This is a genomic window from Streptomyces sp. NPDC111507 (assembly GCF_055638955.1).
The window spans coordinates 1,356,634-1,373,639 of record NZ_JBVKBU010000001.1; the positions used below are offsets into that span (position 1 = coordinate 1,356,634).

The 17,006-nt window shown below is 71.4% G+C and carries 13 protein-coding genes; 7 read left to right on the top strand and 6 right to left on the bottom strand.

What is annotated here, in order from left to right; genetic code table 11:
* Positions 1-60: 60 nt before the first annotated feature.
* Genes ACZ7M2_RS06025 through ACZ7M2_RS06035 form a run of 3 tightly spaced genes read right to left on the bottom strand, consistent with a single transcriptional unit; the run spans position 61 to position 2,475 of the window.
* Complete coding sequence (locus ACZ7M2_RS06025) at positions 61-1,119, bottom strand: esterase-like activity of phytase family protein (RefSeq protein WP_471594298.1); 1,059 nt, start codon at positions 1,117-1,119, stop codon at positions 61-63.
* Positions 1,120-1,172: 53 nt separating this feature from the next.
* The gene (locus ACZ7M2_RS06030) at positions 1,173-2,111 is read right to left on the bottom strand and encodes a serine hydrolase (protein WP_471594299.1); all 939 of its coding nucleotides are present in this window, start codon (positions 2,109-2,111) and stop codon (positions 1,173-1,175) included.
* A gap of 55 nt (positions 2,112-2,166) precedes the next feature.
* Positions 2,167-2,475: a hypothetical protein gene (locus ACZ7M2_RS06035; RefSeq protein ID WP_471594300.1), complete on the bottom strand. Its 309-nt coding sequence runs from the start codon at positions 2,473-2,475 to the stop codon at positions 2,167-2,169.
* A 135-nt stretch (positions 2,476-2,610) separates the two neighbouring features.
* On the opposite strand from ACZ7M2_RS06035, the gene ACZ7M2_RS06040 reads away from it, so the two are divergent.
* Entirely contained in the window at positions 2,611-4,926 is a 2,316-nt protein-coding gene (locus ACZ7M2_RS06040; RefSeq protein WP_471594301.1) for a mannosyltransferase YkcB-related protein, read from the top strand.
* 197 nt (positions 4,927-5,123) lie between these two features.
* Positions 5,124-5,930 (top strand): endonuclease I family protein, encoded by an 807-nt coding sequence (locus tag ACZ7M2_RS06045; protein ID WP_471594302.1) that lies wholly within the window; start codon positions 5,124-5,126, stop codon positions 5,928-5,930.
* Between the two features lie 47 nt (positions 5,931-5,977).
* On the opposite strand, the gene ACZ7M2_RS06050 is transcribed toward ACZ7M2_RS06045, so the two are convergent.
* The 3 genes from ACZ7M2_RS06050 to ACZ7M2_RS06060 form a co-directional block, all read right to left on the bottom strand.
* Positions 5,978-7,666, bottom strand: coding sequence for a thiamine pyrophosphate-binding protein (locus tag ACZ7M2_RS06050; protein WP_471594303.1), 1,689 nt, complete (start codon positions 7,664-7,666; stop codon positions 5,978-5,980).
* A complete protein-coding gene (gene speB, locus ACZ7M2_RS06055) occupies positions 7,663-8,667 on the bottom strand; it encodes an agmatinase (RefSeq protein ID WP_470045756.1) in 1,005 nt (334 codons plus the stop codon). The genes ACZ7M2_RS06050 and speB overlap by 4 nt, the downstream gene beginning before the upstream one ends.
* A 225-nt stretch (positions 8,668-8,892) precedes the next feature.
* On the bottom strand, positions 8,893-10,359 hold the full coding sequence (locus tag ACZ7M2_RS06060; RefSeq protein ID WP_471594304.1) for a sodium:solute symporter family protein: 1,467 nt from the start codon (positions 10,357-10,359) through the stop codon (positions 8,893-8,895).
* Positions 10,360-10,561: 202 nt separating this feature from the next.
* On the opposite strand from ACZ7M2_RS06060, the gene ACZ7M2_RS06065 reads away from it, so the two are divergent.
* The 5 genes from ACZ7M2_RS06065 to ACZ7M2_RS06085 all read left to right on the top strand — a co-directional run bounded on the left by ACZ7M2_RS06065 (position 10,562) and on the right by ACZ7M2_RS06085 (position 16,869).
* Positions 10,562-12,145 (top strand): PucR family transcriptional regulator, encoded by a 1,584-nt coding sequence (locus ACZ7M2_RS06065; protein ID WP_471594305.1) that lies wholly within the window; start codon positions 10,562-10,564, stop codon positions 12,143-12,145.
* Between the two features lie 168 nt (positions 12,146-12,313).
* Positions 12,314-13,102: a phosphatase gene (locus ACZ7M2_RS06070; RefSeq protein WP_471594306.1), complete on the top strand. Its 789-nt coding sequence runs from the start codon at positions 12,314-12,316 to the stop codon at positions 13,100-13,102.
* A 308-nt stretch (positions 13,103-13,410) separates the two neighbouring features.
* Complete coding sequence (locus ACZ7M2_RS06075; protein WP_471594307.1) at positions 13,411-13,776, top strand: hypothetical protein; 366 nt, start codon at positions 13,411-13,413, stop codon at positions 13,774-13,776.
* Between the two features lie 94 nt (positions 13,777-13,870).
* Entirely contained in the window at positions 13,871-14,581 is a 711-nt protein-coding gene (locus tag ACZ7M2_RS06080) for an ABC transporter ATP-binding protein (protein ID WP_471594308.1), read from the top strand.
* The gene (locus tag ACZ7M2_RS06085; protein ID WP_471594309.1) at positions 14,578-16,869 is read left to right on the top strand and encodes an ABC transporter permease; all 2,292 of its coding nucleotides are present in this window, start codon (positions 14,578-14,580) and stop codon (positions 16,867-16,869) included. The genes ACZ7M2_RS06080 and ACZ7M2_RS06085 overlap by 4 nt, the downstream gene beginning before the upstream one ends.
* Positions 16,870-17,006 lie beyond the last annotated feature (137 nt).

Genomic DNA, 17,006 nt, shown 5'->3' on the forward strand with positions numbered 1-17,006 from the left:
ATCTCACTCCACCGGAAGGCACCAACGCTGAAACAAGCGGATTTCATCCCTCCGCAATAATCAGCCGTTCCCCGGGTGCGGCAGGCGGGCGCTCAGGGAGTACAGGCGGGTGGTCTGGACGGCGTTCTGGTTGTCGTCGCTGACCAGGAGAAGCTTGAGACGGCCGTCCGGGGTACGGCCGGTGATCGTCAGGCCCTCGATGTTGTCGAGGAGGGGGTTGGGCTGCGGCTGCTTGGCCTGGGCGCCCAGTGAAGGACAGTTCACGAGGTCGGCGAGAAGGGTCTTGCGGGCGAGCCGCACGCCGTCCTGACCGGTCAGGGTGTCGACACGGCGGGTGTCCGTGGCGTGGCGGAGGTCGGCGAGGTAGAGGCGGACGGTGTTGCCGACGCCCGCGGTGAAGCCGCGCTCCAGAACGAGGAGCCGGCCGTCGGGGGTGGCCTGCGCCTCGGAGACGCCGAGGCCGGTGTCGGCGCGGTAGCCGTACTGGGCGGAGAGCCGGAAGTCGCCCTGCCGGGTCGCGCGGTCCCAGGTCTGGAAGCGCACGATGCCGGCGGTGTCACCGCTCAGTGACCCCTCCATGGCGGCGAGCAGGGTGTGACCGCCGGGGAGGAGCGTGAGCCCTTCGAAGGTCAGGTTGGAGGTGGCGCGGCCCGCGGGAGCGACCTTGAGCGCGTCCGGTACGGGGAGGCTCCCGACGAGGGTGCCGTCGCGCTCGTAGCGGCGTACGGAGGGCTCGGTCTCGGAGGTGACGAGACGGGTGCCGTCGCGGTCCACGGCCAGGCCCTCGGAGTCGAGGGCGGCGCCCTTCTCGTCGACGAGGTTCACGACGCTCGTCGGCTTCAGCGTCTCGCGGTCCAGGGTGAAGAGCGAGGACCGGTCGGAGAGCGCGGCGATCCGGCCGCCGCGGTCGACGGCGAGCGCGGAGAGGTTGCCGACGAAGGTGCCGTCGTAGGTCGTCTTGTCGAGCGCGTCGGAGTAACTCGTGATCGAGACGGCGGGCGAGCAGGCGTGGACGCCCGGGGCGCTGCCGCTGTGGGCGTCGGCCGGAGCGGCGGCGGTCACACAGGTGGCCGCCGCCAGGCCGGCGGTGACGGTGGCGAGTACGGATCTCATACGCATGCCGGTCACGGTAGGACGGCCGGGTGACGCGCGGGAGACCGCCTCGTGAAGCGTCAGCCCGCGGACGGCACCGCCGGGATCGCTTCCTGGGGGTTGGCCGTGGGCACGTAGCGCAGCACGCTCGCGCTGGTCGTGGAGGCGGTCGGCACCAGGTCCTTGTGGATGGCCTTGGCGACGGCCTGGATGGTGTTGACGCCGTACTGCATGGTGCCGTTGTCCTGCGTCAGCACGGTCATCATGTAGTCGTGGCCCGCGCCGTTGAACGTGCCGATGCTGTGCACGCGCCAGCCGTGCGTGGCACGCGACAGCCAGCCGTTCTTGACGTGCACGGCGACCGAGGAGGGCGCTCCGGCCGGGGTGCCCCAGCGCTGCGAGGAGATGACCTTGCCCATCAACTTCAGCTCGTAGGCGCGGGAGTTGTCGCTCAGCACGGAGTTCTTGGCGGTGAGCAGTGCGAGCAGCTTCTGCTCGTCCCGGACGGTGATCTGGGTGAGACCCCAGTAGTTGTTGGCACCCGGCTTGGTCTGGGTCATCCCGGCAGCGGCGAGGAAACCCTTCACCTTGGTCACGCCGAGCTGCTTCCACAGGGTGCTGGTGGCGTTGTTGTCCGACTTGGTGATCATGGCCGTGGCGAGGCTCTGCTCACGGGTGGTCAGATACCGGTTGTGCTTCTTGGCGTCCCACAGCAGCGTGGCCAGCACGGTGGCCTTGACGACGCTGGCGGAGTCGTAGGCCGAGCTGCTCCGCAGGGAGCAGGTGGTCTTCGTCGTACGGTCGTAGAGACCGACGGCGACGGTGCCGGCGCGGCCCCTGAGCGCCGTGGTGATGTCCTTCTGCAGCTTGGCGGCCAGGCCCGTCTTGCTCGACGTACAGCTGACCTGCGGTGCCGTGGCGGCGGCGGCCGGTGCGGCGGCGGCCGCGAACGGCACGATCACCCCGGCGCCGAGGCTCGCAGCGAGCACACGGGCACGCCGGGATATCCGGTGAGTCATGGAGGTTCCCCATCCCCTTCTACCAATACGAGCGCGCCTGTGGCGCACTCGCCTCTCATGACTCGTTCAGACGGCCGAAAGTTGTACGCGCGTTCGCAAAGCGCGCGCCCCGGCTCTCCCCGATGCGGTGGACGTGGCGCAGCGACTCGGCCATACGGCCCGCGAGGAAGCGGAGTTGCGCGGCGGTGACACCGCGACCGGCGAGCAGGTCGGCCGCAGGGTCGAGGAGCTCACCCGCCCTGCCGAGCCGCACGCTCTCGACGGTGTCGGCGACGCGGGGGAGGTGACCGTTCCCGTCGGTGATGAGGTAGCAGGGTCCGCCTTCCGGACCCGTCCGTTCGTCACAGCCGTCAAAGGCGGCCATCCGCGCGCCTGAAGACACCGAGAGCTGCCGGTGCACTGGTGAGGGGCCGGCTCTCTTACCCGCATCTCATCCATCCACAGCTCGCCCCCAGGCAGGGCACAGTCCGTACCCATCGGCGGTATGCATGGTGCACTGGTGACATCTGCCACCGACCCACTGCCCCCGGCCCCCGGCCGCTCCGTGGCCCCCGGCGCACCGGCCGCCGCGCCGCCCCAGGAGCCGTCCCCCACCTCCGCCGCGCCCCGCTGGTCCCTCCCCGCCATGATCGCGATCATGGCGCTGGCCGCGGTGCTGTACTCCTGGAACCTGTCCGGCTCCGGCCTCAACAGCTTCTACAGTTCCGCGATCTACAGCGGAACCCAGAGCTGGAAGGCGTGGTTCTTCGGCTCGCTCGACGCGGGCAACTTCCTGACCGTCGACAAGCCGCCGCTCGCCCTCATGGTCATGGGCCTGTCGTGCCGGATCTTCGGCTTCGGCACCTGGCAGATGATGCTGCCGATGATCGTGGCCGCCCTCGGCACGATCTGGATCCTGCACTCCTGCGTGAAGCGGGTGTTCGGCCACGCCGCCGCCGCGATCGCCGCGCTGGTGCTCGCGCTCACCCCGATCACCGTCGCCATCAACCGCGACAACAACCCCGACACCCTGCTCCTCCTCCTGATGGTGTCGGGTGCGGCCCTCGGCCTGCGCGCGACCCGCGACGGCAGGCTGCTGCCGCTGCTCGGCTCGGCGGTCTGCTTCGGGCTCGCCTTCAACACGAAGATGCTCCAGGGCTACATCGCGCTGCCCGCCGTCTTCGCGGTCTACCTGTACGCGTCGCACCTCGGCTGGGCGAAGCGGATCCGCAACCTGCTGCTGGCCGCCGTGGCCCTGGCCGTGTCCAGCTTCTGGTGGGCGACGGCCGTCTCGCTGGTGCCCGCCGACGACCGCCCCTACATCGGGGGTTCGACGGACGGCACCGCCTGGAACCTGATCTTCGGCTACAACGGCCTGGGCCGCGTCCTCGGCGGTGAGGGCAACGGCGGTGGCGGCGGAGGTGGTGGCGGCGGCTTCTCCGGTTCCGCGGGCCTCGGCCGGCTGTTCAACGACATCCTGGGCGGCCAGATCTCCTGGCTGATCCCCTTCGCGGGCATCGCCCTCGTCGGCGGCCTGGTGCTGTGCGGGCGCGCTCCGCGTACCGACCCGACCCGTGCGGCGCTGGTGCTGTGGGGCGGCTGGCTGCTGCTGCACTACCTGACGTTCGCCACAGCCGAGGGCACCATGCACCCGTACTACACGACCGCGGTCGCCCCCGGTATCGCGGCCCTGTGCGGGGGCGGCGGCGTCATGCTGCTGCGTGCCTTCCGCGGCGGCGACGTCCGCTGGTCCTGGGTGCTGCCCGCCGGGCTCGCGGTCACCGGCATCTGGGCCGTCGTGCTGTTGCGCCGGGCCACCGACTGGAACACCTGGCTGTGGCCGGCCATCGCGGTGGTCATGGCGCTGGGCGTCGTCGGCCTGTTCGTCTTCCGCTCCGGCAACCGCGTACGGCTGCTGGCCGCGTCCCTGGCGGCGGCGGTCGTCGCGGCTCTCGCGGGCCCGGCGGCGTACTCGTTCGCCGTCCCGGCCGGTGCGGGCGGCGCGGGCGGCGGCATGGGCGGCACCAATCCGACCGCGGGACCGTCCACCGGCGGTGGCGGCTTCGGCGGCGGACGGGGCGGTCCGGGCGGCAACGCAGGCGGTCCGGGCGGCGGCGAGATGCCCGGCGGCACCCAGCAGGGCGGACAGGCGGCCGGCCAGGAGGGCGGCCAGATGACGCCCGGCGGCGGTGGAACCGGCGAACTGCCCGGCGGCGCCCCGCAGGGCGGCGAGAACGGCGGCTTCCCCGGCGGCGGCACGGGCGGCCAGAACGGCGAGTTCCCGGGCGGCGGCACGGGCGGCCAGGCCGGTGGCGACAGCGGCAGCGCCCCGGGCGGCACGGGCGGTCAGCGCGGCGGCTTCGGCGGCGGTGGCGGCATGGGCGGCGAGACCAGCAGCGAGCTGATCTCGTACCTGGAGAAGCACCAGGACGGCGCCAAGTGGCTGCTCGCGGTGTCCAATTCGCAGAGCGCCGGGCAGCTGATCCTGAGCACCCACAAGCCCGTCATCTCCATGTACGGCTTCACCGGCACCGACAAGGGCATGACGGTCGCCAAGCTCAAGGAGCTGGTGAAGAAGGGCGAGCTGCACTACATCCAGGTCGGCGGCTCGGGCATGGGCGGCGGCATGGGCGGCAACAACAGCGTCAGCTCCGCCGTCACCGCCTGGGTGCAGAAGAACGCCACGGCGGTGAAGGAGAGCGCTTACAGCAAGACCTCGTCGTCCGAGTCGAGTTCATCCAAGTCGAGTTCGACCACGGGCTCCGAGTCGGAGAACGACCAGTCGGCCCAGTCGGCCTCGACGCTCTACCGCCTGGACCCGTCCGACGTGAACTGACTCCCCCTCACAACGAAGGGCCCCTGATCCGCCCACCTCTGGCCAGGGGCCCTTCGCCATGCCATCTCGCGCCCACGACAAGCGACTTGCCGGTTTCCGTCACTCAACCGACACCCTCCGTTCATTCCCTGAAACGCATGTCCATGTCACGCTCCGGTTGCCCGCTCAATCAACCCGCGTAGAACGGACTCCCCACGATGCCCGCGACAACGCACGTACGCCGCTGGAAGACGCTGGCGCTGACCACCTCGGCCGTCCTGGTAGGCCTCACCCTGCCGACGATGACCGCCACTCCCGCGAGCGCCACGACGACCGCGTACGACAGCACGTACTACAAGAACGCGATCGGCAAGACCGGCAGCAGCCTGAAGTCCTCGCTGCACACGATCATCAGCAGCCAGACCAAGATCTCGTACTCCGCGGTCTGGAACGCGCTCATGGTCACCGACCAGGACCCGAACAACAGCAACAACGTGATCCTGCTGTACAGCGGCACCTCGCGCGCCAAGTCGCTCAACGGCGGAGACGTCGGCGACTGGAACCGCGAGCACGTGTGGGCCAAGTCCCACGGCGACTTCGGCGAGGTGACCGGTCCCGGCACGGACCTGCACCACCTGCGTCCCGCGGACGTCCAGGTCAACAGCATCCGTGGCAACAAGGACTTCGACAACGGCGGCAGCACGGTCAGCGGCGGGGGCGGCAGCCTCACCGACTCCGACTCGTTCGAGCCGCGTGACGCGGACAAGGGCGACGTGGCACGCATGATCCTCTACATGGCGGTGCGCTACGACGGCGGCGACGGCTTCGCCGACCTCGAGCCCAACGAGAAGGTGAACAACGGAAGCAACCCCTACATCGGCAAGCTCTCCGTGCTCAAGGCGTGGAGCGACGAGGACCCGCCGAGCGCCTTCGAGGAGAAGCGCAACCAGGTCATCTACGACACCTACCAGCACAACCGCAACCCGTTCATCGACCACCCGGAGTGGGTCGACGCGATCTGGTAGACGGCCATGGTGGCGGGCGACCGGCCACGGCCCGGTCGGCCGCGCCGTCAGCTCCCGAGGTGGGTGGGCGCGAACATCCGCAGCACCGCCGGGAGCAGCACCACGGACGGGCCGGGGCTCGCGAGGGCCTTCGCCAGGTCCTCCTCCAGTGTCTCGGGGCTCGTACGGACCCCCGGGACGCCGAAGGACTCGGCCAGTGCCACGTAGTCGGGGCGGGTCAGCTCCGTCGCCGTGGCCTGGCCGAAGGCATCGGTCATGTACTCGCGCAGGATGCCGTAGCCGCCGTCGTCGACGATCAGCCAGGTGACGTTCAGGTCGTACTGCCTCGCCGTGGCGAGTTCGGCGATCGAGTACAGCGCGCCGCCGTCGCCGGAGACCGCGAGGACCGAGCGGGTGGGGTCGGCCGCCGCCGCGCCGAGGGCCGCCGGGAAGCCGTAGCCGAGGCCGCCCGCGCCCTGGGCGGAGTGCATGGTGTTCTTTCCGCGCGGGTCGAACGCGGACCACGCCCAGTACGCCAGGATGGTCATGTCCCAGAAGGACGGGGAGGTGGACGGGAGGGCCCGGCGGACGGACGCCAGCACCTCCTGTTCCAGAGTGAGTTCCTGTGCGGCGATGCGCTCCCCCACCCGGTCGAGCAGCGCCCGGACACGGTCCGCCGCCGTCGGGTCGGGGCGGTCCTCGACGGTCTCCAGGAGCGCGGAGAGCGCGAGCCTGGCGTCCGCGTGGATGCCGATCGCCGGGTGGTTGGACTCCAGCTTGCCGAGGTCGGCCTCGATCTGGATGACCCGGCCGCGGGGCTTGAACGTGTGGTAGTTCGAGGACAGTTCGCCGAGGCCGGAGCCGACGACCAGCAGGACGTCCGCGTCCTCCAGGAAGTCCGTGGTGTGCCGGTCCTCCAGCCAGGACTGGAGCGAGAGCGGGTGGGTCCAGGGGAAGGCGCCCTTGCCGCCGAAGGTGGTGACGACCGGCGCGTTCAGCTTCTCCGCCAGGGACCTCAGCTTGCCGGACGCGTCCGACCGTACGACCCCGCCGCCCGCGATGATCGCGGGGCGGGCCGCCGAGGACAGCAAGTGGGCGGCCAGCGCCGTCAGTTCGGGGCGCGGGACGACGTCCTCCGGAGTCGCGTCCATCGCCGTGACCTGCGGCAGGTGGGTCTCGGCGAGCAGGACGTCCTGCGGGATCTCCACCCAGACCGGGCCGTGCGGGGCGGTCAGCGCCGACTCCCAGGCCGCCGCGATCGCGGAGGGGATCTGCGACTGCGTACGGACCGTGTGGACGGACTTGACGACGCCCCTGAACGAGGCCTGCTGGTCGGGGAGTTCGTGCAGATAGCCGTGGCGTCCGCCGCCCAGCCCCGCGGTGGGGATCTGGCTGCTGATGGCGAGGACGGGGGCGGAGGCCGCGGCGGCCTCCTGGAGCGCGGCCAGGGAGGTCAGCGCTCCCGGGCCGGTGGAGAGCAGCAGGGGCGCGGCCTCACCCGTGATGCGGCCGTACGCGTCGGCCGCGAACCCCGCGTTGTTCTCCACCCGCAGCCCGATGTACTGCAACGAGGACCGGCGCAGGGCGTCGAACATGCCGAGCGCGTGCTGGCCGGGCAGGCCGAAGACGGTCGTGGCGCCGAGACCGGAGAGGGTCTCCACGACCAGGTCTCCGCCGTTGCGGCCGGGGGGCGGATTCAGCGCGGCCTCCGTCTGCGCCGCCGACGGACGGAGCACCAGGTCGTGGTCGTGAGTCACTTGTTCCCGGCCTCCTGAGCCCTGGCCGCCGCGATCTGGCGGGACATGATCGTCGTCAGTTCGTACGCCGTGTGGGACGCGGCCACCGCCGTGATCTCGGCGTGGTCGTACGCGGGCGCGACCTCGACCACGTCCGCGGAGACCAGGTTGCAGGAGGACAGTCCGCGCAGGATCTCCAGCAGCTCGCGGGAGGTCATGCCACCGGCCTCCGGCGTGCCCGTGCCGGGGGCGTGCGCCGGGTCGAGGCAGTCGATGTCGATGGAGATGTAGAGCGGGCGGTTGCCGATGCGCTGGCGCAGCTGGTCGGCGACCTCGTCGGCGCCGCGGCGGTAGATGTCCGCCGAGGTGACGATGCCGAAGCCCATCTTCTCGTCGTCGGTGAGGTCCTGCTTGCCGTACAGCGGGCCGCGGGTGCCGACGTGGGAGAGGGCCTCCGTGTCCAGGATCCCCTCCTCCACCGCCCGGCGGAACGGGGTGCCGTGCGTGTACTCGGCGCCGAAGTAGGTGTCCCAGGTGTCGAGGTGCGCGTCGAAGTGGAGCAGGGCCACCGGGCCGTGCTTCTTGGCGACGGAGCGCAGGAGCGGGAGGGCGATGGTGTGGTCGCCGCCCAGCGTCATCAGGCGGGCGCCCGTGCCGAGCAGCTCGTCGGCCGCGGCCTCGACCGTCTCCACGGCCTCGTTGATGTTGAACGGGTTCGCCGCGATGTCACCGGCGTCGGCGACCTGGGCGAGGGCGAAGGGGGAGGCGTCCTGCGCCGGGTTGTACGGGCGCAGCAGGCGGGAGGCCTCGCGGATGGCGTTGCCGCCGAAGCGGGCGCCGGGCCGGTAGGAGACCCCGGAGTCGAAGGGCACGCCGACCACGGCGACGTCGGCGCGGCCGACCTCGTCGAGGCGCGGCAGCCGGGCGAAGGTCGCGGGGCCCGCGTACCGCGGGACGCGGGACGAGTCGACGGGGCCGCGTGGCTGACTGTCGCCTGCTGCCGGGAACTCGGTGCTGCTCATCGTCGGACTCCTCCAGGTGGTACGGGTGATGCGTGGTACGGGTGGTGCGTCGCAGAGTTAATGCGTCGTACAGGTGATGCGTCGTACAGGTGATGCGTCTTACAAGTGGTGCGTCTTACAAGTGGTGCTTTTCCAGTGTCGCGGACCCCGCTGACCGGGGGCCGCCCGGCCCGGTCGCCGTGCGGCGGCCGGGCCGAAGCTCTTCGAGGGCTGGGGTGACGGTGGCTAGGCGACCACGGCCGCCGGCTCGGACTCGGACTCGGCATCCGCGCCGCGCCCTGCCAGCCGCTCGCGCCAGGCGGCCAGGACCGCCGGGTCGGTCGCGGGTGTGGCCAGGGAGACGATCACGTACGCGACCAGCGAGGAAAGCAGCCCGTAGTAGACGGGCTCGTTCGCAAGGATGCCGTACGTCGCCATCAGTCCGACGACCGCGAGCCCGCCGACGACGACGGAGGCGAGCGCGCCGTGCACGGTCCCGCGCTTCCACAGCAGTCCGCCGAGGATCGGGACGAGCAGACCGCCGACGAGCAGGTTGTACGCGACGGTCAGCGCCTCGACGACGTTGTTGAGGGCGATGGCGGTACAGATCACGGCGATGCCCATGACGAGGATGAAGACCCGGTTCCCCTTGACCTCGTCGTGGTCGTCCCCCCGGGGCCGTACGGCCCCGCGCAGCTTGGCCCAGATGTCGTTGTTGGCGACGGTGGCGCACGCGATGAGGGCGCCGGAGGACGTGGACATCACGGCGGCGAGGGCGGCGGCGAGCACCAGGCCCCGTACGCCGACCGGAAGCTCGTCCTTGACGATGGTCGCGAAGGCGGTGTCGGCGCTGGGCAGCGTCGGGTAGAGCACCTTGGCCGCCGTGCCGATGACGGCGCCGGCGACGGCGTACACCAGGCAGTAGGTGCCGGCGACGGTGCCGCCCCACTTGGCGGTCGTGTCGCTGCGGGCGGTGAACACGCGCTGCCAGATGTCCTGGCCGATGAGCATGCCGAAGGTGTAGATCAGCACGTAGGTGAAGATCGTCTCGCCGCCGATGCCCAGCGGGTCGAAGTACTCCGTGGGCAGCTTGGCCTTCATCTCGCTGAACCCACCGGCCTTGATCACCGCGATGGGGAGCAGGAGGAGCAGCACGCCGACCGTCTTCACGACGAACTGCACCATGTCGGTGAGGGTGATCGACCACATGCCGCCGAGCGTGGAGTACGCGACGACGATGGAGCCGCCGATGATGATCGCGAGCGTCCGGTTCATGTCGAAGAGGACGTCGAAGATGGTGGCGTACGCGATGGTCGAGGTGACCGCGAGCATCAGGGTGTACGCCCACATGACGACACCGGAGATGACACCGGCCCGGCCGCCGTAGCGGAGGTCGAGCATCTCGGAGACGGTGTAGACCTTCAGCCGGGCGATGCGGGCGGAGAAGAACACCGAGAGGGCGAGGAGTCCGAGGCCGATGGTGAACACCATCCAGGCGCCGGAGAGCCCGTACTTGTATCCGAGCCCGACGCCGCCGATGGTGGACGCGCCGCCGAGGACGATCGCGGCCATGGTCCCGGAGTACATCGCGGGGCCCAGGCGCCGTCCGGCCACCAGGAACTCACTCTTCGACTTGGCGCGGCGCATGCCCCACCAGCCCATGGCCAGCATGCCGGCCAGATAGATGACGATCACTGTGTAGTCGACGGCCATAGGGGGCCTCCTTCGCGCACTCATCGGTGGCGTGTCGTGCAGATGGACGTGGGGACGCGGGCCGGGCGAGCGATACCCGGCCGGGAGTCCGGCAGCTGATCGCGGGGACATACGCCCGTACCCGCGGCTGCCGACGGCACTGACCTTAGGTGGCCGGAAGATGACTCTGAAGTGTACGTTTCATCCATTGCAGCCGATCCGGATGGAGGGAACGTCCACCATGCCGGACACATCTGCCACATCCGCCACACCGATCCCGCCTGTCCCACCCACCCCACCGGTCCCGCTGTCCGCCCTCCTGGCCCGGGAGGACCTCGGCCTGCGCCACATCGCGGGCCCCGTCGGCCCGGACACGGTGATCCACTGGGCGCACACGTCCGAGATGGCGGACCCGTACCCGTATCTGCTGGGCGGAGAGCTGCTGCTGACCGCCGGGGTGCACATCCCGGAGGCGGCGGGCTCGGGCACCTACTTCGACGACTACGTCTCCCGGATCGTGGCGGCGGGCGGCGCGGCGCTCGGCTTCGGCCTGGCGCCGGTGCACGACGCGGTCCCGCGCGCGCTGGTCGCGGCCTGCGACACCTACGGCCTGCCCCTGCTGGAGGTCCCGCCCCAGACCACCTTCTCGGGCGTGGCCCGCGCGGTGTGGCAGCTGATGGCGCAGGCCCGGCTGGCGGAGCTGCGGCGGGTCACGGAGGCCCAGCAGAGTCTGGCGGCGGCCGCCGCGCGCCCGGACCCGGTGGCGGCGGTGCTGCGGCAGCTGGCCCAGCGGGTGGGCGGCTGGGCGGTGCTGTACGGACCGGAGGGCGCGGAGCTGGCACGCGCGGGAAGAACACCGCAGGACGGCCCCGTGGCCGCACTCGGCGCCCTGGCCGCCGTCGTACGCCCCGGGCCACACCGGCCCGCGGTCCCCCAGGGCCCCACTCCACCCCCCGCCCCGACTCCCGCCTCCACTCCCACCCCCTCTCCCACCCCCTCCTCCGCCACCGACACCGTGGGCGGCACCCACCTGGCCGCGTACGCCCTCGGCGGCGGGCGGGGTTTCGTCCTCGGGGTCGCGGCGCCGCGCCGGGACCCCGCTGACCACACCATCGCCTCCGTCGCGGCCGTCCTCCTCTCCCTCCTCACCGGGGAACAGCAGAGCGGGAGCGGCTCGGCGCGTTCGGCGGCGCTCGTACGGCTCCTGCTGGGCGCCGCGCCCGAGGAGGTGGCCCCGCTGCTCGGCGGGGACCGGTGGACCGTCGTGCACGCCCACCCCGCGGCGGACGGTCCGGCGCCGGACGCCGTCGCCGCGTCCGCGCTGGGGACGGCACTGGGATCCGCGCTCATCGACACCGGTGGGAGTGTCGTACGCGTCCTCGTCCCCGGCGACCGCGAGCCGACCGCGCAGAAGGGCTGGATCTGCGGGGTCAGCGCGGCGGTCGGCCCGCACGAGTGGGCGTCCGCCGACGGGCAGGCGGCCCGCGCCCTGGCCCGCGCCCGGGCGACCCGCACGCCCCTCGTCCGCCACGGCGAGCGCCCCGCGCTGGCGGACCTCGTGCCCCCGGGCGACGCCGCGGCCCACGCGCGCGCCCTCCTCGCCCCCATCGCCGCCACCCCCGCCCTCACCGAGACCCTCCGCACCTGGCTCTCCCTGCACGGCAGTTGGGACCGCACGGCCGTAGCCCTCTCCGTCCACCGCAACACCGTCCGTCAACGCATCGCACGGTGTGCGGCGTTGCTGGAGGCGGACCTCGACGACGCGGACGTACGGATGGAGTTGTGGTTCGCACTGAGGGAAACCTGAGAACCGGGGAAGAACCCGGGAAACACACCCCTCGACGCTCGCCTCTCGACGTGCCGAGACGGATGGGTGAGCGGGAGAACAACAACGGTCTCCTCACGCCGAGTGACCCACATCCCACGGTTCAGGACAACCACCCTCCCAACGGAGCGCCCCGGCACAATGGGTGGCATGCCGATATCCGGGACCCCCAGCCGCGCTGAGCTCGTCGACCACCTCGTGAAGACCCGTATCGCGGGCGACGTCGCCACGCCCCGCGAGAACAACCTTTCCCACTACCGCAAGCTCGCCAACGGCGACCGCAACTTCTGGCTCGGCCTGGAACTCGGCGACCGCTGGACCGACGAGCAGGACGTGCTCGCCGTGATGGCGGAGCGGTGCGGTGTGAACGACGACCCGGAGTACCGCTACGGCCAGGACACCATCGACCCCGAGCTGACCGTCGACGCCCTGGACCGGATGGCGGCGCGGCTGCGCAAGGCGGCGGACGGTGAGCAGCGGGTGCTGTTCGCGACCGGCCACCCCGGCGGCCTGCTCGACGTGCACCGTGCCACCGCCGCCGCGCTGCGCGGCGCCGGCTGCGAGATCGTCGTCATTCCGGACGGGCTCCAGACGGACGAGGGGTACGTCATGCAGTTCGCGGACGTGGCGGTGCTGGAGCACGGGGCCACGCTGTGGCACACCCACTCGGGCGAGCCGATGCGCGCGATCCTCAAGGGCCTGGAGGGCGCGGGCCAACCCCTGCCCGACCTGGTCGTCGCGGACCACGGCTGGGCCGGCTGCGCGGGCCAGCTCGGCGTCGACTCCGTCGGCTACGCCGACTGCAACGACCCGGCCCTCTTCCTCGCCGAGTCCGAGGGCACGGTCCAGGTGACGGTCCCCCTCGACGACCACGTCACAAGCCCGCGGTTCTACGACCCGCTGACGGCGTATCTGCTGGCTTCCGCCGGTCTGATCTGAGTCATTCCGAGCCACCTGAGATCATGTCCAGGTCAAATAAGCGGCAATAACTCGGCAAGCGACCACCAAGCGACAGCAAGATCATCGCAAATACCCCGCACCCCAAAACGTCACAGAGGCGACAGAACACCAACTCCCCACCCACATCTGCCGGTTCACCGTTGCTACGTTTCGCCGCGGCCTTGGCATGACCACCCGGGCCGCCAGGCCCCTGGCCTTGACCAGCCAGGGCTCACAACAGAACACAAAAACGGGAGAACACAGTGCGGAAGCTGGCAGTAGGCGCCCTCGCAGCGGGCCTTTTCGCCATGGGGGCAGGATCCGCGGTCGCCGCCTCGTGGCACACCATCCCCAAACTCACCACCGGTGGCGCGGAGTTCAACTCCGGCCAGTACACCTTCTGGCCCTCGGGCACGAAGCACGGTGGCTTCGAGTGGAAGGGCAACCTCAGGGACGCCGACAACGGCGACGGACACAACGTCTACACGCAGGTGCGCATCGAGGGCTACGACTGGAACCGCTACAACGGCACCCAGAAGAAGTCTGTTCCGCTCGACTACGTCAACTGGAGCGGCGACGAGCTGTACACGCAGGACGCGTACATACGTGTGTGCCGGGACCGGGGCTCCCTTCACCCGGACAACTGCTCCGTGACCAAGCACTACAGCCGGTAGACCCGGCACCGGCCAGGTAGACCAGGCACTGCCGGGCCACGCAGCGAACCAGCTTGACCCGGGCCCAGGTTGTACACCTGGGCCCGATCGCTTCTTGGGGGAAGCCATCAGTACGTCAGAGATCCGCAGTACGTCAGCGATCCTCTCCGCCACCGGAGTCGACCTCTCCTACGGCAATCAGCTCGCCGTCCGGGACGCCCACTTCTCCGTCACCTCCGGCGAGGTCGCCGCCGTCACCGGACAGAGCGGTTCCGGCAAGTCCTCACTCTTGTACTGTCTGGCCGGGGTGCTTCCCGCTCAGCGCGGGCAGGTGCGTTTCGAGGGACGGTCGCTCGGTGACCTCGGCGACGAAGAGATCAGCGCACTGCGCCGCGAACGCTTCGGATTCGTCTTCCAGTACGGCGAGTTGCTGCCGGAGCTGACCATCGAGGAGAACACCGCCCTGCCGCTGCGCCTCGCCGGGCAGCGCAAGCAGCCCGCCCTCGCCGCCGCGGGCGCCGTCCTCGAACGGCTCGGGCTCGGCGAGCTGCGCGGCCGCCGCCCCTCGCAGGTCTCCGGCGGCCAGAGCCAGCGCGTCGCCGTCGCGCGGGCCCTGGTCCACCGCCCCGCCGTCGTCTTCGCGGACGAGCCGACCGGCTCCCTGGACAGCGCCAACGCCTCCGCCGTCCTCAAGGAGTTCCTCGACCTGGCCCGCTCCCAGGGCACCGCGGTCGTCCTGGTGACGCACGACCCCGCGGTCGCGGCGCAGGCCGACAGCCACTACACGATGTCCGACGGTGTCCTCACCCCCCGGAGCGCGGCGTGAGGGAGTTCCTGCTCGGACTGCGGCTGCTGCTCGGCGCCGGTCGCGGCAACCGCGTACGTTTTCTGCTGATGGCGGCCGGCGGCTCCCTCGGAGTGTGCTGCCTGGCCCTGGTCCTCACCATCCCGGCGATCCTCGACGCCCACGACGGACGCGCCGCCGCCCGGGCCCTGCGGACCTCCGCCGCCCACACGACGAGCGCGCCCCTCGTCCTGGAACGCTCGGACCCGCACGGCTCCAAGGCGTTCACCCGCATCTTCGTCGCTCCCGGCACCGGGAAGGACACGGCGGCACAGGCTCCTCCCGGGCTGCCCCGGCTCCCCGCCCCCGGCGAGGTGTTCGTCTCCCCCCGCGTCCACGCCCTGCTGCGTGCCGAACCCGCCCTCAAAGGTCTGCTCCCGGGCACCGAAAAGGGCCTGATCGGCGGCGCGGGCCTCACCGACCCCGACGAGCTGTACGCGTACGTCGGCACCACCCGCGCCGAACTGGCCCACACGGGGCGGGCGTTGACCGGCTTCGACCTCGGCTACGCGCCGACCCCCGCCGTCGACCCCTCCACCCTCACCATCCTCCGCTTCGCCCTCGCCACCCTGGTCCTGCTCCCCCTGGGCGTCTTCCTCTCCGTCTGTGCCCGGCTCTCCGCCGCGAGCCGCACCCGGCGTCTCGCCGCCCTGCGACTGCTGGGTCTGAGTGCCAAGGGCACCCAGCGTGTGAACGCCGCGGAGACCGTCGTGGCGGCCCTGTTCGGCGCGCTGCTCGGGCTCGGCGAGTACTGGGTCCTCAACCAGGTGATGTCCAGGACCGGGCTGCCCGACCTGAAGTGGTACCCGGCGGACGGCGCCCTGTCCGCGTCCACGATCGCCATCTGCCTGCTCGGCTGCCCGGCGCTCGCCTGGTTCGTCGGCCGGGCGAGCGCACGCACCGCGGCCGCCAACCCGCTGGCCGCACGCCGCACCGCCGTCCCGCGCCCCCCGTCGAAATGGGGCGGCCTGCTGCTCGTCACCGGTCTGGGCATCGTCAGCGGCTACTGCGTGACCGGCCTCACCGCCCACCCGGCCTCCAGCGACGGCCCCTCCGCGCTGCTCGTCCCGGCGGGCGTCCTGCTGACCGGCGCCGGCCTCGTACTGACCCTGCCGCTCCTCACGTACGCCCTCGCCCGGGGCCTCGCCGAGCGGACCCGCTCCCTGACCCTGAACCTGGCGATGCGCCGCAACGAGGTGGAGCCCGGCAGCACCATGCGGGTCGTCACCGGCCTCGTCCTGCTCGTGTACGCCGCCTCCCTCGCCCAGGGCATCCTGATCGAGGAGAACCAGGTCACCCGGCCGGACAGCCCCGCACAGGACTACTCGATCGCGCTGTCCGGCCTCACCGACCGCCAGCGGCACGACCTCGCCTCGGTGCCGGGTGTCCGCGCGCACGCGCTGACGATGGACTCCTGGACCGACCCGCGCTACTCCGGCTCCGCCGTCCAGTCACGGGCGACCGCCCTCGTCGCCACCTGCGCCCAACTGACTGAGCTGGTAAGGCACTCAGAGGGCTGTGTGGACGGACGGGTGCTGCGGCTCACCGATCCCGACACGGCCGCGGACCCGGGCGTGCGCGCCGGGGCCACCTTCCCCTACCGCTTCCAACAGGGCGGCCGGCAGAAGACCTTGTCGATCACGCTGCCGTCCGCCGCGATCGCCTATCGCGCGTACGACCCCTCGGCGGTCGGAGGTGCCGCCGTCCTCGTCCCGCCGTCCGCGCTGCCGGCCGACGCGCGCCCGGCCTCGGCGCAGTACGTGCTGACCAGCGATTCGCAGCCCGGCACCGTCCGCCGCGTGCTGGACGGCATCGGAGCCGCGGCGCCGACCGCCGACGTCAACCCGATCGGCGTCAACATCGACGGGCTGCAGCAGATCGCCGTCATCGAGACGCTGCTGGCGCTCGGCATGGTCATGGGTCTGATCATCGGCATCGCGGCGTTCCTGGTCTCCGTGACGGACCGCGCCGTGGAGCGCCGCGCGCACGTCACCGCGCTCTCCCTGATCGGGGCCCGTGCGAGAACCCTGCGGGCCGTGCAGTGCGCCCAGGTCGTGCTGCCGCTGGGCATCGGCCTGGCTCTGGCGCTCGTGGCGGGCAAGCTCGCCGAGTCCAGCTATCTCGTCACCGGCGGCGGTGCGGTGTTCTGGGACGGTGCCGGCCTCGCGCCGCTCGCTCTCGTCGCCGTGGGCGCGGTGGCGGTGGCCGCGCTCGGCACGCTCCCGCTGATCGGCCGCCGCGTGAACCCGGAGTTGATCCGCCGCGACTGAGCACTCCGGGGCAGCCCCACGGCCAAGGGTTCAGGCCCTCGTGGCGGCGTTGGGCGCAGCCCGGTGTCGGGTCGAGGTGGACCCGACACCGGGGAGGGCGCCAAAGCTGGGCGATGCTCGCCGCCGTGACGTTCCAA